The 22,604-nt window shown below is 57.8% G+C and carries 20 protein-coding genes; 6 read left to right on the top strand and 14 right to left on the bottom strand.

Annotated features, from left to right (window positions below):
* Window positions 1–113: 113 nt before the first annotated feature.
* The 4 genes from K3727_02720 to K3727_02705 form a co-directional block, all read right to left on the bottom strand.
* Window positions 114–1,613 carry an aldehyde dehydrogenase family protein gene (locus K3727_02720; protein UWQ91737.1) on the bottom strand — a complete coding sequence of 500 codons (1,500 nt, stop codon included), beginning with the start codon at window positions 1,611–1,613 and terminating at the stop codon, window positions 114–116.
* Window positions 1,614–1,631: 18 nt separating this feature from the next.
* Window positions 1,632–2,738: a saccharopine dehydrogenase NADP-binding domain-containing protein gene (locus K3727_02715; protein UWQ91736.1), complete on the bottom strand. Its 1,107-nt coding sequence runs from the start codon at window positions 2,736–2,738 to the stop codon at window positions 1,632–1,634.
* A 114-nt stretch (window positions 2,739–2,852) separates the two neighbouring features.
* Entirely contained in the window at window positions 2,853–3,281 is a 429-nt protein-coding gene (locus tag K3727_02710; protein ID UWQ93249.1) for an Lrp/AsnC family transcriptional regulator, read from the bottom strand.
* Window positions 3,281–4,162 carry a LysR family transcriptional regulator gene (locus K3727_02705; protein ID UWQ91735.1) on the bottom strand — a complete coding sequence of 294 codons (882 nt, stop codon included), beginning with the start codon at window positions 4,160–4,162 and terminating at the stop codon, window positions 3,281–3,283. The genes K3727_02710 and K3727_02705 overlap by 1 nt, the downstream gene beginning before the upstream one ends.
* 103 nt (window positions 4,163–4,265) lie before the next feature.
* Here K3727_02705 and K3727_02700 point away from each other — a divergent pair, with 103 nt between their 5' ends.
* The 3 genes from K3727_02700 to K3727_02690 are packed head-to-tail and all read left to right on the top strand — an operon-like array spanning window position 4,266 to window position 8,691.
* On the top strand, window positions 4,266–5,465 hold the full coding sequence (locus tag K3727_02700) for a pyridoxal phosphate-dependent aminotransferase (GenBank protein ID UWQ91734.1): 1,200 nt from the start codon (window positions 4,266–4,268) through the stop codon (window positions 5,463–5,465).
* Window positions 5,466–5,476: 11 nt separating this feature from the next.
* Window positions 5,477–7,660: an MFS transporter gene (locus tag K3727_02695; GenBank protein ID UWQ91733.1), complete on the top strand. Its 2,184-nt coding sequence runs from the start codon at window positions 5,477–5,479 to the stop codon at window positions 7,658–7,660.
* Window positions 7,657–8,691: an ACP S-malonyltransferase gene (locus K3727_02690; protein ID UWQ91732.1), complete on the top strand. Its 1,035-nt coding sequence runs from the start codon at window positions 7,657–7,659 to the stop codon at window positions 8,689–8,691. Before K3727_02695 ends, K3727_02690 begins: the two co-directional genes overlap by 4 nt.
* 3 nt (window positions 8,692–8,694) lie before the next feature.
* Here K3727_02690 and K3727_02685 read toward each other — a convergent pair whose 3' ends face one another.
* Entirely contained in the window at window positions 8,695–9,624 is a 930-nt protein-coding gene (locus K3727_02685) for a LysR family transcriptional regulator (protein UWQ93248.1), read from the bottom strand.
* An 89-nt stretch (window positions 9,625–9,713) separates the two neighbouring features.
* Here K3727_02685 and K3727_02680 point away from each other — a divergent pair, with 89 nt between their 5' ends.
* The 3 genes from K3727_02680 (at window position 9,714) to K3727_02670 (ending at window position 12,084) form a co-directional block, all read left to right on the top strand.
* Window positions 9,714–10,802 carry a hypothetical protein gene (locus K3727_02680; protein UWQ91731.1) on the top strand — a complete coding sequence of 363 codons (1,089 nt, stop codon included), beginning with the start codon at window positions 9,714–9,716 and terminating at the stop codon, window positions 10,800–10,802.
* A gap of 126 nt (window positions 10,803–10,928) precedes the next feature.
* On the top strand, window positions 10,929–11,339 hold the full coding sequence (locus tag K3727_02675) for a nuclear transport factor 2 family protein (GenBank protein ID UWQ91730.1): 411 nt from the start codon (window positions 10,929–10,931) through the stop codon (window positions 11,337–11,339).
* A gap of 1 nt (window position 11,340) precedes the next feature.
* On the top strand, window positions 11,341–12,084 hold the full coding sequence (locus K3727_02670; GenBank protein ID UWQ91729.1) for an SGNH/GDSL hydrolase family protein: 744 nt from the start codon (window positions 11,341–11,343) through the stop codon (window positions 12,082–12,084).
* Here K3727_02670 and rarD read toward each other — a convergent pair.
* The 9 genes from rarD to K3727_02625 all read right to left on the bottom strand — a co-directional run bounded on the left by rarD (window position 12,072) and on the right by K3727_02625 (window position 22,514).
* On the bottom strand, window positions 12,072–12,977 hold the full coding sequence (gene rarD, locus K3727_02665; GenBank protein UWQ91728.1) for an EamA family transporter RarD: 906 nt from the start codon (window positions 12,975–12,977) through the stop codon (window positions 12,072–12,074). The two genes, K3727_02670 and rarD, sit on opposite strands and share 13 nt — an antisense overlap.
* Before the next feature lie 168 nt (window positions 12,978–13,145).
* On the bottom strand, window positions 13,146–15,599 hold the full coding sequence (locus tag K3727_02660) for an FAD-dependent oxidoreductase (protein UWQ91727.1): 2,454 nt from the start codon (window positions 15,597–15,599) through the stop codon (window positions 13,146–13,148).
* 84 nt (window positions 15,600–15,683) lie between these two features.
* A complete protein-coding gene (locus K3727_02655; protein ID UWQ93247.1) occupies window positions 15,684–16,670 on the bottom strand; it encodes a helix-turn-helix domain-containing protein in 987 nt (328 codons plus the stop codon).
* Window positions 16,671–16,687: 17 nt separating this feature from the next.
* The gene (locus K3727_02650) at window positions 16,688–17,584 is read right to left on the bottom strand and encodes a homocysteine S-methyltransferase family protein (protein ID UWQ91726.1); all 897 of its coding nucleotides are present in this window, start codon (window positions 17,582–17,584) and stop codon (window positions 16,688–16,690) included.
* Between the two features lie 228 nt (window positions 17,585–17,812).
* Window positions 17,813–20,260, bottom strand: coding sequence for an FAD-dependent oxidoreductase (locus K3727_02645; GenBank protein UWQ91725.1), 2,448 nt, complete (start codon window positions 20,258–20,260; stop codon window positions 17,813–17,815).
* Between the two features lie 17 nt (window positions 20,261–20,277).
* Window positions 20,278–20,649, bottom strand: a complete 372-nt coding sequence (locus K3727_02640) for a GFA family protein (protein ID UWQ91724.1) — start codon at window positions 20,647–20,649, stop codon at window positions 20,278–20,280.
* Complete coding sequence (locus tag K3727_02635; protein UWQ91723.1) at window positions 20,646–21,275, bottom strand: LysE family translocator; 630 nt, start codon at window positions 21,273–21,275, stop codon at window positions 20,646–20,648. The genes K3727_02640 and K3727_02635 overlap by 4 nt, the downstream gene beginning before the upstream one ends.
* 3 nt (window positions 21,276–21,278) lie before the next feature.
* Entirely contained in the window at window positions 21,279–21,848 is a 570-nt protein-coding gene (locus K3727_02630; protein UWQ91722.1) for a helix-turn-helix domain-containing protein, read from the bottom strand.
* 207 nt (window positions 21,849–22,055) lie between these two features.
* Entirely contained in the window at window positions 22,056–22,514 is a 459-nt protein-coding gene (locus tag K3727_02625; GenBank protein ID UWQ91721.1) for a GAF domain-containing protein, read from the bottom strand.
* Window positions 22,515–22,604: the final 90 nt, after the last annotated feature.

Here is a 22,604-nt window from a genome sequence, read left to right as displayed (position 1 = left end):
GCTGGGTTACCGGTACCGCCCCCCAAAAAATAACTGCCGCCCCGATGGAATCAGGACGGCAGCATTTACGAGGTAAAGCTCATTCAACCCAGATGGGCTGTGTTCGCTGTGTTTCAGATGTCAAATTTGACACCCTGCGCCAAGGGTAATTCTGCTGAATAATTCACCGTATTTGTCTGGCGACGCATATAGGATTTCCAAGCATCCGAACCGCTTTCACGTCCGCCTCCGGTTTCCTTCTCGCCGCCAAAGGCACCACCGATTTCTGCACCAGACGGACCAATGTTGACATTGGCAATACCACAGTCCGAACCAGCCGGAGACAGGAACTCTTCGGCTTCGCGCATGTTCAGGGTGAACACACAGGAGCTGAGACCCTGGGGCACATCATTTTGCAGATCCAGCGCGTGCGCGAACTCGTCATACCCCAACACATAAAGGATCGGGGCAAAGGTCTCGGCTTTGACCGTCGCGCTTTGACCCGGCATTTCAACGATCGCCGGTTCCATGTAGACACCATTGGCTGGCAAGCCTTTGGTAACGCGATTGCCACCATGAACGGTGCCGCCTTCGACGCGGGCCGCGTCCAGCGCCGCCGTCATGGCCGCGCCGGCCTCTGCATCAACCAAGGGACCGACCAGGGTACCCTCTTCCAACGGGTTTCCAACGGGCAGGCCAGCATAGGCCTTTTTCAAGCGTGCAACCAGGTCCTCTCGGATGGAATTATGCACGATCAGACGGCGCAGGGTGGTGCAGCGCTGACCGGCGGTGCCGACAGCCGAGAACACGATGGCCCGCACGGCCATTTCCAGATCTGCCGAGGGGCCGACGATCATCGCATTGTTGCCGCCCAATTCCAGAATACATTTGCCAAATCGTTCCGCCACAACCGGTGCCACTGCACGGCCCATCCGGGTCGAACCGGTTGCCGAAATGATCGGGACATCTTCGCTCGCAACCAGCGACTTGCCCAGGTCCGCCCCACCGATCAGAGTTTGCAACAACCCATCCGGCGCATCCCCGAACCGTGCCAGAGCACGATCAAAGATCTTTTGGCAAGCCAGGGCGGTCAGAGGTGATTTCTCGGAGGGTTTCCAGATCACCGGATCGCCGCAGACCAGCGCCAGCGCCGCATTCCACGACCAGACCGCAACCGGGAAGTTAAAGGCCGAAATCACACCAACCGGACCGGCCGGTTGCCAGGTTTCCATCATCCGATGGCCGGGACGTTCGCTGGCGATGGTCAGGCCATACAGCTGGCGCGACAGACCGACGGCAAAGTCACAGATGTCGATCATCTCCTGCACTTCGCCCAGGCCTTCGGACGTGATCTTGCCGGCCTCCCAGCTGACCAGGGCTCCCAGGTCATCTTTGGCGGCGCGCAACTCTTCGCCCAGCAGGCGGATCAGCTCTCCGCGGCGCGGTGCCGGGACGATGCGCCATGCCTTAAACGCGGCTTTGGAGCGCGCCAGAATTGCATCCATGTCGGACGCAGGCGTTTCGTGGAGATCCGCCAATGCGCGCCCGTCGATGGGCGAATGCACGGTCAGCGTGCCGCCTGTCAGTTCGGCCTCGGTCAGGCCCAGATTTGCAAAAAGGGTGTGTGGTGTCATGACTGTATCTTTCATGTCTCAGGCCGCCTTGTTCAGTTGGGTGATGTCGCCAGCGCGGTACAGCTGGCCAAATTCGGTTTCCAGGAAGGTCGAGAGCTGCACCTGTTCCTGGCGCACAAATCCGGACGCGGGCAGTCCGCCGGTTCGCATCAGGTCAACAACGCCCAAAACTCCGGCTGCCGTGGTCACCTGAATGGCACTCCAGACCTGTCCATTGATGGTTCGGGCAAAGGATTTGTTGATCAGGCTTTTTTCGCGCAGCTGGCCGTCGATCTGCCCGCGCGCCGTGCAATAGACCAAAACCACATCCTGATCGGTACGGGGCAGCGCGGTTTCAAAGATCTCTTTCAGCAGATCGCGACGCCGTTCAAGCCCCAGATCAGTGAGCAACAATTTCAGTATGTCGCGATGACCCGGATAACGGATCGACCGATAGGATACCGCGCGCGCCTTGCCATCCAGGGTTTCAGGCAACGTGCCCAAACCGCCCGAAGTGTTGAAGCATTCGTATTCCACGCCGTCGTGACCGAGGATCTCATAGTCTTCGAGCGGGGCGGTCTTGACCAGCTTGCCGTTCACAATGGCATCGCAGGAATTGCAGTATTCGTTGATCAACCCATCAGTCGACCAGGTCAGATTGTATTTCAGCGCATTGGTCGGATAAAGCGGCAGCGCCCCCACCCGCATGTGCAGGGTGTCCAGCGTATCGAATTCCGCAGCCAGCGCCGCTCCGGCGATACCGACAAATCCAGGCGCCAGCCCACATTGCGGCATGAATGCTGTTTCGCTGTTGGCGGCCAGATCGCGTACCGCATTGGTCGCTGCGACATCTTCGGTCAGGTCAAAGTAATGCGCACCAGCACGCTTGGCAGCCGCAGCAATCGCGGGGGTCAAAAAGAATGGCGCTGCAGAAACAACTGCGTCAAACCCCTTTAGCCCTTCGGCCAGCCCTGCCTCATCCTTGGCGTCGATCTGTTTAGTGGCGATCCCCAATTTGTTGATCGCGCCCAGCGCGGCCAGATCATGGTCCGCCACAGTGACAGAGTAGTTGGACGACGTTTTCAGCAGCGTCGCGATCATCTGACCGATCTTGCCCGCGCCGACTACACAAATGTTCCAATGCATCGCACATCTCCTTTTATTGCAAAAAGGGTGGCGGATGAGATGTTCAGTTTGTAGCGACCAGATTGACGAAACGAGTCCTCATTTCGTCAATTCGACGAAATTTCCGTCAATTCGTCAGATGCGGTCAATCCGTCGGCCAAAAATCACGTTGGTATTGGTGCGAACCACGCCAGGAATCGCCGCGATTTCATCGACCAGAATATCCAGGTCTTCGATCCGCGGGGCTTCGGCACAGATAATCAGGTCAAACTCACCGTTGATAGACAGGCATTGTCGCACCTCGGGATAGGTTTCCAACCGCTTGATGATCCGCCGGGTTTCTTTTTGCTGGACCTCGGCCATAACCACCACCTGCACCTTGTGGCCTTCGGGATGTTCCTGCAGCACCACGGAATACCCAGCGATGACGCCACGGTCCTCCATGCGGCTGATACGTTCATGCACAGTGGTGCGCGCAACGCCCAGCTTGGTGGCGATCTTGGTGGTGGATTCGCGGGCATTGCGTTGCAACTCCGCGATTATTTTTCGGTCGAGCAAGTCCATCATGTCTCTTTGCATAACGTGGTCAGCCAATCGCGCAAGGCCTGCAATGCCGGATAATCCCGACCGGCCCGGGGCCAAACCAGATAATAGCTACCGACGCTGACCCTGGCGGCTCCGGGCATGGCAATCAATCGCCCGTCTTGCAGATCCTTGCCCACCAGATAGTCCGGCATCAACGCCACCCCCAAACCCGATTGCGCCGCCTGCGCCATGGTTGCGAATTGGTCCAGAACCATGGCCGGAGCCCCTGTCGCCACCAGCCCCTGCGCGGAAAACCATTGATCCCAGGCCCAAGGGCGCGACGCCAGTTGCAGCCGCGGCAGATGCGACAGCGACTCCATGTCCGCCACCTCCAAATCCGGCGACATGACCGCCACAACCTGTTCGTCCCACAGTTTCAACGCTTCGGTATCGGGCCAGTCATCCTGTCCAAAGTGAATCGCACCGTGGAAGGTCTCTTGCGTGAAATCAAAGGGGTCGGTTCGGGTCCCCAGGTTCAAGGTAATCCCGGGATGGGCCTGCAAAAATCCGGGCAAACGCGGTGCCAGCCAATGGGCACCAAAAGCGGGCAGTATGGCCAGATTCAGTGCCCCACCCAAGGGATTCGCCTGTAGCGCTATCGTCGCGGCAGCGATTTGATTGACTGCCGCACGCACCTGTTCGGCATAGGCTGCTCCCTGGGGTGTGAGCATCATGCGCTTGCGATCGCGCTGAAACAACGGCACTTGCACCGCATCCTCCAGCTTTTGCACCTGACGGCTGACAGCCCCCTGGGTCAGATCCATTTCGCGCGCAGCATCTGTGACCGACCCCAAACGCGCCACGGTTTCAAATGCGGACAACCAGGACATTGGTGGGGTAAACCGGCGGGCACGGGGCATTTGTCATTCCATTTTGTAATGCATCCATTCCAGAACTTCGATTTCCTTGCCTGTCAAGTAAAGATACGCTGACTCAAACCGTCAGAAAGTATTGCGAAACAGCATGACAAACATCGCCGACTTCCGCCGATCACACCGGGCCAGCGCCCTGAACCTTAGCGAAATTGCACATGTCTCTGATGCCGCCGAGGCGCTGAGGGCAGCAGGAAAACCGGTTTTGACTTTTGGAACTGGCGAGCCGGATTTCCCGACACCCGATCACGTGATCGAGGCGGCCCATCAGGCGGCATTGCGTGGGGACACCAGGTATACCTCGACCCAAGGCACTCCCGCATTGCGTCAGGCGGTGGCCGATCAGGCAGGGTTTGCAACTGACCCGGCAGAGGTCCTCATTTCGACCGGTGCCAAACAGGTTCTGTCCAACGCGCTCCTCGCCACCGTGGATCCCGGCGATGAGGTGATCGTACCTGCTCCCTATTGGACCAGCTACTCGGACATCATCGACTTTTGTGAGGCAACTTTGGTGTCGGTCCCCTGCCCGGCGTCATCCGGGTTTCTCCTGACACCCGAAGCGCTAGAAATGGCGATCACCGACAAAACTCGGTGGCTGATGTTGAATTCACCGGGAAACCCATCCGGTGTCATGTATTCGGCCGATCAGCTTAGAGCACTGGCCGACGTGCTACGTCGCTATCCGCATGTATGGATTTTGGCGGATGAGATCTACCAGCACATTGCTTATGTACCCTTCACCAGTTTTCGCAACGCCGCCCCCGATCTGGCCGACCGGACGCTGATCGTCAATGGTGTATCCAAAGCTTACGCCATGACCGGCTGGCGCATCGGCTGGGGCATCGGCCCGGTGCCGCTGATCAAGGCAATGACAGCCATCCAGGGGCAATCGACATCAGGCGCGTGTTCGATCGCACAGGCGGCCAGCGTCGCGGCTCTGACCGGCCCACAGGACCATTTGGAAACCCGCAGCACCGAATTCCGTGCCCGTCGCGATTTGGTTGTTCACGGATTGAATGCGATCGACGGGTTGATCTGTCCGGAACCATCCGGGGCTTTTTATGTCTTCCCGTCCTGTAGCGGCGTTTTTGGCCAAGTCACGCCGCAGGGGAAAACCATCGAAACCGACGCGGATTACTGCAGCTATCTTCTGGACGAAGCCTTGGTGGCCTTGGTTCCCGGACGGGCCTTTGGATTGCCTGGGTACTTCCGCCTGTCCTATGCCTACTCCAAAGCGGAGCTGCGCGAAGGTCTGCGCCGGATCGCTGCAGCAACAGCCGAACTCAAGTAAGGAAACCAGACATGGATCGTGCCGACATTGTCGATCAGGCCTTTCGTGACAAACTCACCACGGGTCATCTCCCCTCTGGTGCTGCACCGTCCGGCCCCCTGTCCGACACGGACGCCGTGGCGATTTTCCGGGCCCAGTGCCTGAGCCGAAATCTCGACCGCCGATCACGCAAAATGCAGGCCGCCGGTCAGGGTTATTACACCATCGGGTCCTCGGGGCATGAAGGTATGGCGGCAGTGGCCTCGGCATTGCGGCCCAGTGACATGGCATTTCTGCATTACCGCGATGGAGCCTTTCAGACCATGCGGTCTGCGCAGGTACCTGGCACCACCCCCGCCTGGGATATGTTGCTCAGCTTTTCGACCTCGACCGAGGATCCGATTTCCGGTGGGCGCCACAAGGTGCTTGGCTCCAGATCCCTGAACATACCGCCACAGACCTCGACCATCGCCAGCCACCTGCCCAAGGCCGTCGGGGCGGCCTATTCCGTAGGGCTCGCCAAACGCCAAACTCCGGAACATCGGGTGCTGGAGGATGACAGTATTGTCATGTGCTCCTTTGGCGATGCCTCTTCGAACCACTCGACCGCACAGGGCGCTATCAACACGGCCTGCTGGACGTCATATCAATCGGTGCCGCTGCCTCTGCTCTTTGTCTGCGAAGACAACGGCATCGGTATTTCCACCCGCACCCCGCGCGGATGGGTGGCGGCCAATTATGAAAACAAACCCGGGCTTAAATATTTCCATGCCGATGGATTGGATCTGTATGACACCTATCGCGTGGCAAAGGAGGCCGCAGACTATGTGCGCACACGGCGCAAACCGGCCTTTCTGCACCTGACATTGGTGCGGCTTTACGGTCATGCCGGGTCGGATTTGCAGCAGGCCTATCTGTCCAAGGAGCTGTTCGAAGGCTGGGAAGCAGACGATCCATTGCTGCATTCAGCCCGGCTGTTGATCGAACAGGGGGTGCTGAATGCCGAACAGATTCTGGCAATCTATCAAGAGGCCGAGGATCAATGCACCCGTGTGGCCACAGAAGCGGTCAAACGGCCCCGCCTGAAAACCGCATCTGATGTCATGGCTTCGATCATCCCCCCCATGCGGGACTGCATACCGTCGAACGGCCCGTCCGAAGATGCCCGCGCTGTGGCCTTTGGATCCGATTACAAACAACTCGGCAATCCGCAGCCAATGAATAAGCTGCTGAACTGGGCATTGACCGATCTGATGCTGGAGCATCGTGAGATCGTCATGATGGGCGAAGATGTGGGCCGCAAGGGCGGCGTTTACGGTGTCACCCAAAAGCTGGTTGACCGCTTTGGTCCTGACCGGATGATCGACACGCTGCTGGACGAGCAGTCAATTCTGGGTTTGGCCATCGGCATGGCGCACAACGGGTTCATCCCAATGCCGGAAATCCAATTTCTGGCCTATCTGCATAACGCCGAAGACCAATTGCGCGGCGAGGCGGCAACCCTGTCGTTTTTCTCCAATGGTCAGTTCACCAACCCGATGGTGATGCGCATTGCGGGCCTTGGCTATCAAAAGGGGTTTGGCGGGCATTTCCACAATGACAATTCTCTCGCGGTGCTGCGCGATATTCCAGGCGTGGTAATCGCCTGCCCTTCGCGCGGTGACGACGCCGCGATGATGATGCGCGAATGTGTACGTCTGGCGCGGGAAGAGCAGCGCGTTGTGGTGATGGTGGAGCCTATCGCGCTGTACCCGATGCGCGACCTGATAGGCGAAAAGGACGGCGGATGGCTGTCCACATACCCTGAGCCGGATCGCCGGATCGGGTTGGGTGAAGTCGGGGTAGAAGGTGACGGACCACTGGCAATCCTGACCTATGGGAATGGGCGCTATCTGAGCACACAGGCCGCTGCCGACTTGCGGGCGCAAGGGATCGAAACCCGGATCATTGATCTCCGCTGGTTGGCACCATTGCCTTTGGAGGGGGTTCTGGCCGCTCTGGGTGGTGCTGAAAAGGTGCTGGTGGTTGATGAATGCAGAACCACAGGTAGCCAGTCCGAGGCTCTGATGGCTATGCTGCACGAGCAGACCGATTTGCCCCACGCCCGTATCGCTGCACAAGACAGCTTTATTGCCACGGGTCCCGCCTATGCCGCCACCATGCCCTCGCGCGCCTCGATCACCGAAGCCGCCCGCACGCTGTGGAACGCATCATGAAACAGACCGCTGTCGTCGTAGCCCCAGGACGGGGCACCTATAACCGAACAGAATTGGGGTACTTTGGCCGCCACCACATGGATCAGGCGGCGATGCTGAGCGACTTTGACGCCTATCGCAGCCAGATGGGACAGAAAACCCTATCCGATCTGGATGGCGCGGCGCGGTTCTCTGGTCCGACGCACACACGGGGCGACAATGCTTCGGCGTTGATCTATGCATGCGCGCTGGCGGACTTTCGGGCGATCGACCGGGACCGGTTCGACATTTTGGGTGTCACCGGAAATTCCATGGGGTGGTATATCGCGCTGGCCTGTGCCGGGGCGCTGGATCCGATGGGCGGTCTTGAGGTGATCAACACAATGGGCACCCTGATGCAGGAACAAATGATCGGCGGGCAGTTGATCTATCCCTTTGTTGACGAAGAGTGGCGTCCCATCCCCGGAGCGCGCGACGCCATCCTGGCCAAAATGGACGACATCAATACCCGTGCCGCGCATAGCCTGGCTATTTCAATCGACCTGGGCGGTATGCTGGTGCTGGCCGGAGACGAAGCCGGATTGCAGGCGTTCGAGACTGAAATGGAGCCAGTTCAAGACCGCTTTCCCATGCGCCTGCCCAATCACGCCGGATTTCACACAAATCTGCAAAAGCCGGTTTCGGCTCTGGGTCAGGCCCGACTGGGGCGGGCTCTGCTGCGACAACCGGATCTGGCACTGATCGACGGGCGCGGCAGCCTATGGCAGCGCGGGGCCAGTGACCTGGCTGAACTGTACGATTACACATTGGGCCATCAGGTTGTTGAACCCTATGACTTTACCGCCGCGATCCGGACGGCAGCCCGCGAACTGATGCCTGACGTGTTCATTGTTCTGGGACCGGGCACGACCCTGGGCGGGGCAGTAGCGCAAAGCCTGCTGTTATCCGGTTGGCGTGGCATGTCTGACAAGGCCGAGTTTCAGTCAGAACAGGACAAGACACCGCGATTGATCGCAATGGGACGCGAAGACCAGCGCGCCCAGGCGATTTGATCGTCAACCTTTCAAATCTGTGATTGCAGGCTGGGCGCGTGCTTCGTCTGCAATCCAAGATAGAAACCTGGAAATCTTGTCATTGCCTTCGGTCCCGGACCGATAAGACACCCAATAGCTGAGACGGGATTTGGCAATCTCGGGAAACGGTCGGACCAGTCGACCGTCAGCCAGCGCATCATTCACCAAAGGTGTCCGCCCCATTCCGACCCCCATTCCATCTATCGCAGCCTGAACGCCCATGTTGGACTGACCAAACCGGCGGGTACGTTCCGGGGGAAAGAGATGCATACCACATTCCCGTGCCCAGAACGTCCAGTTGGGGCTGTCAGCGCCATAGCGGTCCACGTCATCATAGAGGATCGTGTGATGGGCCAGATCTGCCACCTGACGGATGGGCCGGGGTCCATTTGCAAGACTGGGCGCACACACAGGGAACAGGGTTTCCTCCATCAGCTTGTGACCGTGAAACCCGGGTGTCTCGCCCAGTTCATAACGGATCGCTATGTCGGCGGCACCGGTGGAAAATCCGGAATGCCCGGCGTCGGTCGCAATTGAAATGGTGAGATCCGGATGGGCCAGATCAAAGCGAACCAATCTGGGGAACAACCAGATATAGGCAAACCCGGGCGGGCAATTTATGACAATCGTATTCTTGTTGCGCACCTTACTGCGCAGATCCCCGCAGACGTCGGAAATACGCCCCAATCCATCCGAAATCGCCAAAGCCAGCCGTACTCCATCCTCGGTTGGGCGTGATTTACGCGCACCGCGGATCAACAGGTCCTGCCCCAGCCACCCCTCAAGACTGCGTACATGTTGGCTAACGGCGCTTTGGCTGACGCCCAATTCGTCGGCTGCGGCGCTGAACCCGGAACAGCGGACAACTGCCTCAAAGGCCCGTAGAGAGGTAAAGGGAAGATTGAGTATCATATAAGTCAAGCTAATGTATTGCATTACAGGTTTCAAATGGTTCCGTGCACCGAAACAGGTGAAACTGACCTACCATTACAGGAGCCGGAATGTCTGATATCACCCCTGAACACGGTGCTCGAAACCTGCTGCAGAACTGTGCGCAGGCGCGCGCGGGCGAACGTCTGTTGATCGCTTATGAGCCACCGGAATATGGCTATTTTGACGCGGATTCGGTCCAAGTCGTAACCAGCGCTGCACGGGATTTGGATCTGGCCGTGGAAGCCGTGGACGTGGGGTTCAATCCTGACAATCCGCATCTATCAGATGCACTGCTGCAGGCCTTTGAACGCGCAGACATCATTCTATTTCTCGCACGGTTGGGAGATCAGCTGCGCTTCTCGGAAATGCCCCAGGGAAAAAAGGTCATCGTCAGCTTTGCCGTGACCAAGGAACTGTTTGGCTCCGGGTTTTCCAATGGACATCATGACGCGTTCATGGCGCTGAAATCTCTGGTCAACCAAACCCTTGCGACATCGCAACATGTTGAATTGTCCTGCCCTGCCGGGACGCAAGTCAGCGGACGCCCCGAGATGAATCTTGCGCCTTCGGGTGATACTTCGATCCTGCGGTTTCCAATGTCCGTGTTTACTCCGGTGCCTGCCCATAGTTTCACAGGTCGCATTGCGATGCCCGGTTTTTTGACCGGCACAGGGTCAAAATACTATGAACCCTATACCGTTGAATTCGACGGTCCGCTTCTTGCCGTGATGCACGAGGGGCGATTGACCGGGTTCGACGGGTTGCCGACGGATGTGGCCAAGGCGGAAGCGCATTATGATTTTGTTGCAAAGATGTTTGGCATCGACCGCAACTTTGTTCACTCTTGGCACGCTGGCATTCACCCCGGATGCGGTTACCCGTGGGACGCGCGTGAGAATTACGAGCGCTGGGGCGGTGCTGCATTCGGAAACCCACGGATTCTCCATTTTCACACTTGCGGGGCCTATGCACCGGGAGAAATCAGCTGGAATGTGATTGATCCAACGATCAAAGTTGACGGTGTAACACTGTGGGAAAATGGTCATTTTCACGCTGAACGTCTGCCCGGCGGCGCTGAGATTTTGGCACGATTTCCCTGCGCCGCAGCGTTGTTTGCCACACCGGACACGGACATCGGATTGCGGCGGACGGCATAACAGCCCTTGGGGGGGCGTATCTGCCTGTGAACGCCGCATCTGATTCAGGGGCTACCGTGACGTCGCCCTTGCTCGCATAATCTGCTCGGCTCACCTTGGCTGTATCTGCTGTCACAGGAGACTGCCATGCACCCGACCATAACCCAGATGAAATCCGCAGTCGCGTCCGGAAACCCTGATCAGCTCAAGGCGATCTTGGCACCGGACGTGCGTTTCCTGCCGCCAACCTATTACAAAACCTGGACCGGACGCGATCCTGTGGCAGCGGTTCTGGGGCACGTTGTTCAGGTATTTTCCGACTTTCGATACCGCCGTGTCATGGGCGAGGGTTTGGATTGGGCGTTGGAATTTCAGTGCAAGATCGGCGATCTGGATGCAGTTGGCGTAGATTTGATTACCCTGAACCAAGACGGGTTGATCCAGGACTTCGAAGTGGTCATGAGACCGTACAAATCGGTCGGTGCTCTGCGGGATGCGATGAATGCAAGGGTCATGACGGACGCCCGTTTTCTGAAATTCAAGGACGCGCTGTCCTAAGGTGTTTGCAACCGACCAGATCATTCGGTTGGGCCTGCTGCCCCTGCTGATTGCACAGGGTTTGTATGTCCGCTCGCAGGCGACCCTTTTGCCAGAACCCAAGGGGCCCCGGTCAGGTCGGACCGGAACCGGCCCCGAGTTGAGACTGCTGATCCTAGGGGACAGTTCGGCCGCTGGCGTGGGAACAGATCACCAAAGCACCGCCCTTTGCGGACATCTGGTTGCCAGATTGGCCTCGACCCATTCTGTGCACTGGCGGCTCGAAGCGACAACAGGGCATACGACTCAGGACGCTGTCGCACGCATACAGGCCCTGCCGGACCTACAGTTCGATATCGCGGTTGCAGCGCTGGGGGTCAACGATGTCACCCGTGGCACCTCCGCGCGCCGGTTTGCCCATCGTCAGGATCGGTTGATTGCCCTGCTGCGGAGCAAGTTTCGCGCACGGCTGATTCTGCTCTCGGGCGTGCCTCCGATGCAGCATTTCCCGGCCTTGCCACAGCCGTTGGCCTGGGTTCTGGGACAGCAGTCCAAACGCCTCGATCAGGCACTGTCGCATACCGTCCAGAATCACGGCGCATATGTGCGACATTTGCCGTTTGACCTGCCCCCTGATCCGGATCTGGCGGCAACAGATGGCTATCATCCGAATGCGACAGCTTATGGGCTATGGGCCGCGCGCCTGCATCAGGAAATCACCGACAGCGCGGCCTTTCCCGGTTCGCGCTGTGATCAACCTGTATGAACAGCGCCCTGTCGCATCTGTTTCACCATGGGAATCGAATAAACCACCAGGGCCAGCCAGATCAGCGGAAAGGCAATGCGACGGGCAGGGTCGATCTCTTCGCCAAAGACAAAAACAGCAATCGCAAAGATCATGGTGGGCGCTATGTATTGCAGTATGCCGATGGTCGTCAGACGCAGTAATTTGGCTCCATTGGCATAAACGATCAACGGCACTGCCGTAACCACCCCACATCCCAACAGCATTGCGGTGTCAAACCCACCTACACCAAAATGCCCGGTGCCGGTCGCCATCAGATACCCGACATACCCAAGTCCCGGGATCAGCAGAATCAACGCCTCAAGCAGGAAACCCTGGTTCGGCCCAATGGGCAGGGATTTCTTGAAAAACGCATAAAACCCCCAGCTGAACATCAATGCCAACGCCACCCACGGAAGGGATCCGGCCTGCACAGCCAGAATAAGAACGGCAAGCGCCGCAATAGAGATCGCCAAAAGCTGATATCGGCTCAATCGTTCGCGCAACAGAACAGAACCCAAAAAGACACTAAACAGCGGATTTATGTAATACCCCAAGGCCGCATCCAAAGTCTGTCCCGTCGAAATCGCCCAAACATAGATTCCCCAATTGATCGAAATCAGCGCCGCAGTCAGACAGGCCATTGCCATGGTTCTGGGTGATTTCAGCGCCGCCTTGAGATCACGCGTCCGGCGCAGGATCAGCAACAAAAGCCCGGCAACGGGCACAGACCAGATCACCCGGTGCGCAACGACTTCGGTGGGAGGGAGATGGTCCAACAGCTTGAGATACAGTGGCAGGAAACCCCACATCACATAGGCCGATACGGCAAAGGCCAAACCTTGTGGTGTATCACGGTTCTCAGATGGACTCATTGGGATGCTCCTTGTGCCGTTCTTATGGCAGGTTTCACGGCGCGGGAAACTTCGTTTTCTGTGATCTTTCGAATTCCAAAACGTGATGATACGGACGCCCGCCCCCGACAAACGAAAAGGCCCCGGAGACATCTCTCCGGGGCCTTGATTTACCTGTTTCCGAAATGGTCAGACTTTGGCGCGTTCGGATTTTGGATCGTACATCGGCTTCAACGACGCTTCGGCTTTGACCTTGACGCCGCAGACGTCGATCTCATAGCTCGATGCCAAAACATCGGCTGCCTTTTCGCCTTCGCTGGGGACATAACCCAGACCGATGGCGGCACCCAGCGTGTGACCATAATTGCCCGAGCTGAGGTAGCCGACATATTCACCGTCCCGCAGGATCGGTTCATTGTGGAACAACAGTGGTTCGGCATCGGTCAATTTGAATTGGACCAGACGGCTCTTTGGGCCGGATGCCTTGCGATCGATCACAGCCTGTTTTCCGATAAAATCACAGGCCTTGTCGACCTTGACCGCAAAGCCCAGACCTGCATCAACCACGTGATCCTCACAGGTGATGTCGTGGCCAAAGTGGCGGAACCCCTTTTCGATCCGGCAGCTGTCCATCATGTGCATGCCGCACAGTTTCAGCCCCATATCCTGACCGGCCGCGTGCAGCGTTTCAAAGGCGTGGCCAGCCATGTCCGAAGACATATACAGCTCCCAGCCCAATTCGCCCACATAGGTCACCCGGTGCGCGCGCGCCAACCCCATACCCAGCTCGATCTCTTGCGCGGTGCCAAATGGGTTAGTCGCGTTCGAGAAGTCAGCAGGCGACACTTTTTCCAACAACGCGCGGGCATTGGGTCCCATCACGGCCAGACAGCCTTCGCCAGCGGTCACATCGGTGATCACCACGCGGAAGTCGCCCTGATTGCGCATCATCCAGGTCTGATCCGCCAGACGTGTTGCCGCAGGTGTTACCACCAGATAGGCGGTTTCGCTCAGGCGGGTGACGGTCACGTCTGCCTCGATCCCACCGCGGTTGTTCAGGAACTGTGTATAGACGATCTTGCCAATTGGAACTGAATAATCACCACCACCAATGTAATTCAAAAAGGCTTCGGCATCGGGGCCTTCGACCCGCAACTTGCCGAACGACGACATGTCGTACATGCCGACGTTTTCACGCACCGCGCGGTGTTCGGCGGCCGAGTTTTCGAACCAATTCTGACGCTTCCAGCTGTAGTGGTATTCGCGCTCCTGCCCTTCGTTGGCAAACCAGTTGGCACGTTCCCAACCGGCGATTTCACCCATCACCGCACCGTTTTCCAGCAGGTGGTGATGGAACGGGGTGCGGCGCACACCGCGTGCGGTTGCTTTTTGGCGATAGGGGAAATGGTCGGCGTAAAGCAGGCCCAAGGTCTCTTTGGACCGTTCAAACAGATACTGTTTGTTGCCCTGAAACGGCTGCATGCGGGACACGTCCACATCGCCCAGATCAAACGGTTTTTCACCGCTGTCCATCCATTCGGCCAGCGCCATGCCGGCCCCGCCCGCGGACTGGATCCCGATCGAATTGAACCCTGCCGCAACCCAGACATTGTCCATCTCGGGTGCGAGGCCCAGGTGATAGGCATCATCTGGAGTAAAGGATTCAGGTCCGTTAAAGAAAGTGTGAATCCCCGCCTCGGCCAGCATCGGCATCCGGTTACAGGCATTTTCCAGAATCGGTTCAAAGTGATCGAAATCTTCGGGCAGCTGATCAAATTCGAACGTGTCCGGAATGCCGTTCATCGCCCAGGGTTTGGCGTTGGGTTCAAACGCACCCAACAGCATTTTACCCGCATCTTCTTTGTAATACGCACATTCATCCGGCACCCGCAAAACCGGCAATTGTGTCAGCCCTTCGATGGCTTCGGTCACGATATAAAAATGCTCACAGGCGTGCAGCGGTACGTTGGTGCCCGCCATGCGGCCGACCTCGTGGCCCCACATACCGGCGCAGTTCACCACCATATCACATTCAATGTGACCGCTCGCGCTGCCGTCATCGGCAACCCAGTCTACTCCGGTCACAGAGCGACCGGATTTCACGATATCAGTGACTTTGACGCGTTCCTTGACGATACCGCCCCGCTGACGGGCCCCTTTGGCCAAGGCCAGCGCGATGTTGGCAGGATCGCCCTGCCCGTCCAGCGGCAGGTACACCGCGCCCTTGACGTCTTCGAGGTTCAGATGCGGGTACATTTCACCCACCCGTTCATTCGAGATCTCTTCAACCTCGACGCCAAAGGCACGCGCCATCGCGGCCTGGCGATAGATCTCTTCCTTGCGCTCTTCGGTGAGGGCAACGGTGATTGAGCCACAGCGTTTGAACCCGGTAGCAACGCCTGTTTCTTCCTCGAGCGAGCCATAGAGCTCTTGGCTGTATTTCGCCAGTTTGGTCATGTTGGCGGTGGCGCGCAGCTGGGCAATCAGGCCCGCGGCATGCCAGGTGGTGCCGGAGGTCAGCTGCTTGCGCTCCAGCAAAACAACGTCCTTCCAGCCTTTCTTGGTCAGGTGATACGCCACCGAACAACCAATAACACCACCACCGATGATGACCACGCGGGCCTTGTTGGGAAGATCAACCATGTCGCTACTCCGAAACAACGAATTTCGGGCAATCTGGCACAAACAGGCGACAGGAAATGCATCAAAAACGCCAGCCTTTCGGTGCTATTCTCCACTTGCTCCGGCACGGCGACTTTTTCGTACGGTAAAGGGCGTGACGCCAAAAAAGCTTTTGTAGAGGCCCGAGAAGCCGCTGGGAAAACCGCAAGCCAGACCAATTTCACGAACGCTGAGCGTGGTGTTCAACAACAGATTATTGGCCTTACTCAGGCGCATTTCCCGGTAGAACGTATTTGGCGTCGCCCTTAGAAACGTTTTGAATTTCCGTTCCAGGGATCGGGTGGAAATCCCCAGCATATCCACAATCTCATTGATCGGCACCGGCTCTTCCATGTTGTCCTGCATAATGCGGATGCAGTGATCCAGATCGCTGTCCCCGGTGATCGTAGGTTTGACACCGGAAAACGGTTGCAGTGATCCGAAATCGCGGATGTTTTCATGCAACATGACATTGGCCGCCGTCATTTGCGTGGCCGATGACGTCAACCGCCCAATCAACGCCAGAACCACATCGATCGTCGCCCCCATACCCGCGCAGGTAATAATGGGTCCGGTTTCGGATGCCAGCGCATGTCCTGCATCGAACATGCCCAACCGTTCCCTAAGAAATATCGAATTCTCCCAATGGGTCGTATGGCCTTCGGCTTCGGGCCCCAGATCACGGATGTACCGACTGGCGGCTTCGGCCAATAAATAGACCTTGGCCCCGCGATATGTATAGGCGCTGATCGTCTGCGTCAGCGAGAGGGCCGGAGTATCAGGGTTCGAATTTCCAATCACAAAGGCAAAATCGGCCTCGGGTTTCTGGATGAATGGTTCGGTCTCGACCAGCGGGCCACTGTACGATGCAACCCGCCCCCCCTTGGCAGATCGAAAGGTCCATTTGAACGGCGCACGGGCCATGGTTCGGTTGGCGATACGCAGCAAATCGGTGATGGCCGCGACTTCGATCAGGACAAAACCGTCCGACACTACGATGTCAAAATGCCAGACCTTGTGGTCTGCATCGTCTTTTTGCTGTCCTTGATGCATACCCATTGGTGTTTTCCTCAGACGATCTGATGCCCGTTGGCCTGCAATCGCATTGCCAAGTCTGCAATATGGGTGGGACCCACTTCACAGCAGCCGCCAATGATCGTTGCCCCTTGTGAGACCCAGCTCATTGCAATATCGGAATACGCGTCGGGTGTCAGATCCACCCGTGCCTCCAACGCATCAACGGTTGGCGCATCGCCCAGAAAGGCCTCCGAGATCCGGGTAAATCCATTGGCATAGGCACCAAAGGGTTTTCCAAAGCCCTTGATCGTGTCCAACGCCGCACCGATGGCCTCGGGGCGCGAACAATTCACCAGAATGGCAGCCGGTTGATAGGTTTCGATGATCTCACGCAACGCTCCGACTGGTTCACCCGAACGCAAACAGGTCCCATCATCATCCTTGACCGTTACTGCCAACCACACCGGTTTGATGGTTCCATATGTTCCCAACAGCGCCCCTTGGGCCTGCGCCACAGAAGATGCAGTTTCAATCAGGAACAGATCCACCCGGTCCTGCATCAACCCGACCAACTCAGCATATTGCAGTGCCGCCTCGGCCGGTGGTGGACATATGTCTGGCCGATATGAGGCCCCAAGCGGCCCAAGGGAGGCCGCGATCTGACCTCCTGCGGCCTGATCTCGTGCGGCTTCTGCCTCGGTCAGCGCCGTGTTGATCAGGTCTTCGAATTTGTCCTCGAGATTTCCATGCGGCAGTCGATCCCGATGGACGGCGTATGTATTGGTTGTCGCAACCGTCGCACCGGATGCAAAGTAATCCCCGTGTACCGCACGCACCAATTCCGGACGCTCCAGCATAACAGATGTAGACCATAAAGGCGTCGGACGATTCCCCGCCCGTTTGACCAATTCCTGGCCTATGGAACCGTCGAGCAACGTAATATCTGTCATGCCGATCTCCTGCATTCGGTGGCTGTCTGGGTCTGTTGGCAGGCCCAGAGGGATCACACGGTCTCCACCAGTTTGGCAACCGTCTGCCCCGACCCAAACGAGCGGCGCAGACGCATTTTCCTCCAGTCAGTGTATCTGTCCCACGCAGTTCAGGAAAGCAGGCACCTGGAGTACGCTCCAATACTCCAGGTTTCCTTTCCGGTTCCGCATGGCTCAGCGACCAGCTGATCAGGCGCGCAGACGCTCGTTTGCGGGATCCCAGAGCGGTTCGTCCTTTTGAACCACCGCGCGACACTTTTCGCCATAGATCTCGACCTCCAGCTCGGTGCCCGGCACCGCCAGTTCGGCGCGCACCATGCCCAGCGCGATCGACGACCCGACGCGATAGCCCCAGCCGCCGCTGGTGGTTTCACCAACGATCTCGTCTCCGCTCCAGATACAGGACATATAGGGCGCATCAGCGCCGCCAGCTTCAACCGTCAGAGTGACAAAGGACTTCTTAACTCCCTGCTGCTTTTCGCTCTGGATTGCGGCTTTGCCCGGAAAATCCTGGGGTTTGTCGAGTTTGACAAAACGCTCCAATCCGCCTTCGAGCAGCGAGTAGTCGGTCGACAGATCACCCTTCCACGCACGGTAGCCTTTTTCCAGACGCAGAGAGTTCAGGGCATACATACCAAATGGCTTGGCACCGCCAGCCAGAACAGCATCATAAATCGCTGCCTGATCTGCATTGGCGCAATGCACCTCCCACCCCAGTTCACCCGCAAAGGACACCCGCGCCAAAAACGCAGGTTTACCCGCAACGGTCGCCTTTTGATGTGTCAGCCATCCCAGTGTCAGATCTGCATCCGAAATCGACGCGATCAAGTCACGCGATTTCGGGCCGGTCACGATCATGGTGCCAAATTCGGTGGTGTGATCGGTCAACGACACCCCGGCAGGCAGAGCGTTTCTCAGGATCTCGAAATCATGCCATTGTGCGCCACCGGCGGTGATCATGGTGAAATGATCTTCGCCGTGACGAATACAGGACATCTCTGTCAGGATCCGGCCCCGGTCATCCGAGAAATAAACCAGATTCATCCGACCCACTTTGGGCAGACCACCCGTGACCATACCCCGCAGGAATTCTGCAGCACCCTCTCCTTCGAGGTTGAAACGTGAGAACCCTGGCAGGTCGAGCACGCCAACAGTGTCACGCACCGCTTCGCATTCTTCCTTGATGCGCTGCTCCCATGGGCCGGAGCGACCCCAGGTGTGGGTCGCTTCCAGCGACGTGTCATCGCCGTCTTGAGCAAACCAGTTGGCTCGTTCCCAACCGTTATAGGCCCCCATGACACCGCCCAGTTCCTTGACCTTGGCATGGACCGGCGACAGTTTCTTGTCGCGCGCTGCGGGCCATTCGTGGTGCGGGAAATGCATGGCGTATTCGTTGCCATAAACTTCCAGACCCTTCTGATCACAATAATCCTGATCGGTGTAATCGGTGTAACGGCGCGGGTCGATCGCCCACATATCCCATTCGGTGGACCCATCGACGATCCATTCGGCCATGACCTTGCCAGCGCCGCCGCCCTGGGCGATGCCAAAGGTGAACACACAGGCCTCGAACGCGTTCTTTACGCCGGGCATTGGACCAACCAACGGCAGACCATCCGGCGCATAGGGGATCGGACCGTTGATGACGCTGCTGACACCTGACGTCTGCATCAGCGGCACCCGCTCCATCGCATCAGTCACAATGTCTTCGATCCGGTCCAGATCGTCCTGCCACAGCTGGAAGCTGAAGTCTTCGGGCATCTGGTCGTCCTCGGTCATCCAGTGACCTTTACAGTTCGGCTCATACGGGCCGAGGTTATAGCCGTTCTTTTCCTGACGCAGGTAATAGGAGATATCCACGTCGCGGATCAGCGGCAGCTTGCCGCCGTGTTCCTTGGACCAGGCTTCAACCTCGGGGATCTGTTCGGTCAGCAAATACTGGTGCGACATGACCATCATCGGCACGGTACGACCACCATAAGGCAGGAACCATTCACCGACGCGCTGGGCATAATACCCGGCGGCATTGACCACATAGTCACATTCGATATCGCCCTTGTCGGTGTGCACGATCCAGGTGTCGTCTTCCTTTTGGGTCACACCGGTTGCCGGGCAGAACCGCACGATTTTTTGCCCCATATCGCGCGCACCCTTGGCCAGCGCCTGGGTCACCTGTGCCGGATCAATGTCGCCGTCCGACGGATCCCACAGAACCCCTTCCAGATCGTGGGTTTCCAGGAACGGGTATTTTTCCTTGGCCTGTTCCGGCGTCCACATCTCCATCTCGATGCCCTGATAGCGGCCCATGGCACAGGCGCGCTCGAACTCCTGCAACCGTTCTTTGGAATGGCCCAGACGGATTGACCCGGTCTGGTGATAGTTCATCGGGTAATCAACTTCCTCACCCAGGCGCGAATACAGCTCGGTCGAATACCGCTGCATGTTCATGATCGCCCAGGACGTCGAAAACGTTGGTACGTTCCCGGCCGCGTGCCATGTCGATCCTGCAGTCAGTTCGTTTTTTTCGAGCAGGACACAATCGGTCCAACCTTTCTTGCCCAGATGATAGAGCGTTGACGCGCCGATGACGCCGCCACCGATGATGACCACACGGGCCTTTGTTGGAAAATCAGACATGTTTGCTCCCTAAGTCTTCAGTCCTTTTGCGGCACGCCGTCCGCAAGTTCGTAATAGTCGCCCTTGTCGGCGACAAAGATGTGCTTGGTCAGGGTCAGGCCGGTGGGGCCGTCAATTGATCCAAGCGAAAAGCTGATGGTGTCTTCGTCATTGGCCTTCCAGAAGAGGAAAGAGCCGCAGCGCGGGCAGACACCGCGTTTGGCCGAGTCACTAGAGGCAAACCAGCTGACCGGGCCGGTGATGGTCAGGTCCTTCTCAGGCACATAGGCCGAGGACCAGATCCCACCGGATTGTTTTCGGCATTGGCCGCAATGGCACATCGAAGCGCCTTGCGGCTCTGCCGCGGTTTCAAAAGCGATATCGCCGCACAGGCAGGATCCCTTGATCATCGCGTTACCTCCAATTGAGGCGTGGAGCTGGCCCCCAACAACACACCATAGATGATGAAACACACGGCCATGGTCCGACGGATCCAGACATTGAACACGGCACGCAGCGCTGCTTTGCCCAAAACCGCACCCAACAGCGTGAACCCCGTGTAGCTCAGCGCCGTGATGACCAGCGCGGTGGGCATGATCACTGACATCTGGCTCCAAATCGGCACATCCGGCTGCACGAACTGCGAAAAGGCCGCCAGATAGCCTGCAACGCTTTTGGTGTTGATGGTCGCGATGGCCAGCGCATGCGCGTAGACATGGCGGGCTGGCCGTCCTTCGGGCTTGACCGGCGTCCTTGCGTTGAGCCAGCCCCGCACCCCCAGAAAAATCAGGAACCCGGCCCCGATTAGCTTTGCAATGAAAAATGCCATGGGAGAGGCCGCAATCAGGGCAGTAACACCCAGCGCCGACAGGACCAGAAAGGCGGTCGCCTGTGTCAGGATTGCCGCCACGCCCAGCATCGCCTTTGCAAACGGCAGGCTCATGCCATTAGAAATGCAATTCACCGCATTGGGCCCCGGCGTGGTCACAAACACCACCCAGAACACCGCGAATATGGTCCAGGCCTCCCAGCTCATCGCTTAATACACCGGCGGCGCGATGACCCAGATCACCACTGCCGGGTCGTCATGCGGGTTCGCCCATTGATAGGGTTCATGCTTGATCCGAAAACTATCGCCGGGACCGACCGAAAAACTGTTGCCTCCAATCATCAGATCCAACTGACCAGAAATCACATAGCCAACTTCCTGTGTCGGGCGGTCCGCCGGTTCCTGCATCCGCGATTTCGGCGCGAATGTGGAATGCACCATCTCAAAGTCATCGGTCAGATCGGGGGACAACAGCTCTTCAATCAACCCTTCTTCACCCGAGCCCATGGGCCGACGCGCCCCGGCCCGCACGATATACCCCTGCTCACTGGCCGGAGCAGCTGCATGCGCAAACAGCATCGACATAGGCACACCCAGACATCCCGCAATCTTGCGCAGGTCGGAAATTGACGGGTCGGACAGATCCCGTTCAACCTGACTGAACCAACCGACGGATCGCTCCAGACGTCCAGCGATCTCGGCCAATGTCATGCCGCGCGCCTTGCGCAGCGCCCGAATATCTGCGCCAAGCGATGCACTGCGGGGAGTCTGATCATTCAAAGCATCTGCCTCGTGAAAATTTCATTCCGTTTTTCACGATGCGCCATTATCGTGAAAAAACCAAGGACTTTTTCACGATACAATGAAATCTGCCGCCACCACCCCCTCGACAGCGGTCTATGTGCTTCTTTCTGGTCAAAAATACCTTGGGGGTGAGCCCGGATCTGTCCGGGCGAGGGGGCAACGCCCCCTGTTCGTTACTGTCGCTCAGGCAACGTTGGCAAAGGTCTGTTTCAGAATCACAGCCAAGGCATCCGCATCTGATTTGGCAAAAGCGCCCAGCTGGTCACTGTCGATGTCCAGAACCCCCAACAGCCGCCCCGCTCCGTTCCAAACTGGCAATACCAATTCCGACCGGGTAGAGCTGGCACAGGCGATATGGCCGGGAAAAGCGTCGACATCCGCAACCAACTGCACTGTGCCTGTGCGCGCAGCGGCCCCGCAGACCCCACGCGCAAAGGGAATTTTCAGGCATCCATGCCCACCCTGATAGGGGCCGATCTTCAGCATGTCGGGTTCAGTGACGCGGTAAAACCCGGTCCAATCGAACCGGTCATCGCTGTGATGTAACTCGCATACCACAGTCGCCATCAGCGCAACCTCGTCGGTCTCCCCCTCGCACAAGGACGCGATGATTTTGGTCAAGGAGGTGTAATCCACGGTCATGACTGTTCCCTTGAGGCAGAAATGAGGGGCCGTCTGCCCCCTTGATGATCCTCCGGGGGCAATTCACCCCCGAAGATACTGGTTGCAAGA

It is taken from the genome of Rhodobacteraceae bacterium M382 (genome assembly GCA_025141015.1).
Taxonomy (GTDB): Bacteria; Pseudomonadota; Alphaproteobacteria; order Rhodobacterales; family Rhodobacteraceae; genus Aliisedimentitalea; species Aliisedimentitalea scapharcae.
This window is presented reverse-complemented; position numbering and strand designations above follow the sequence as displayed.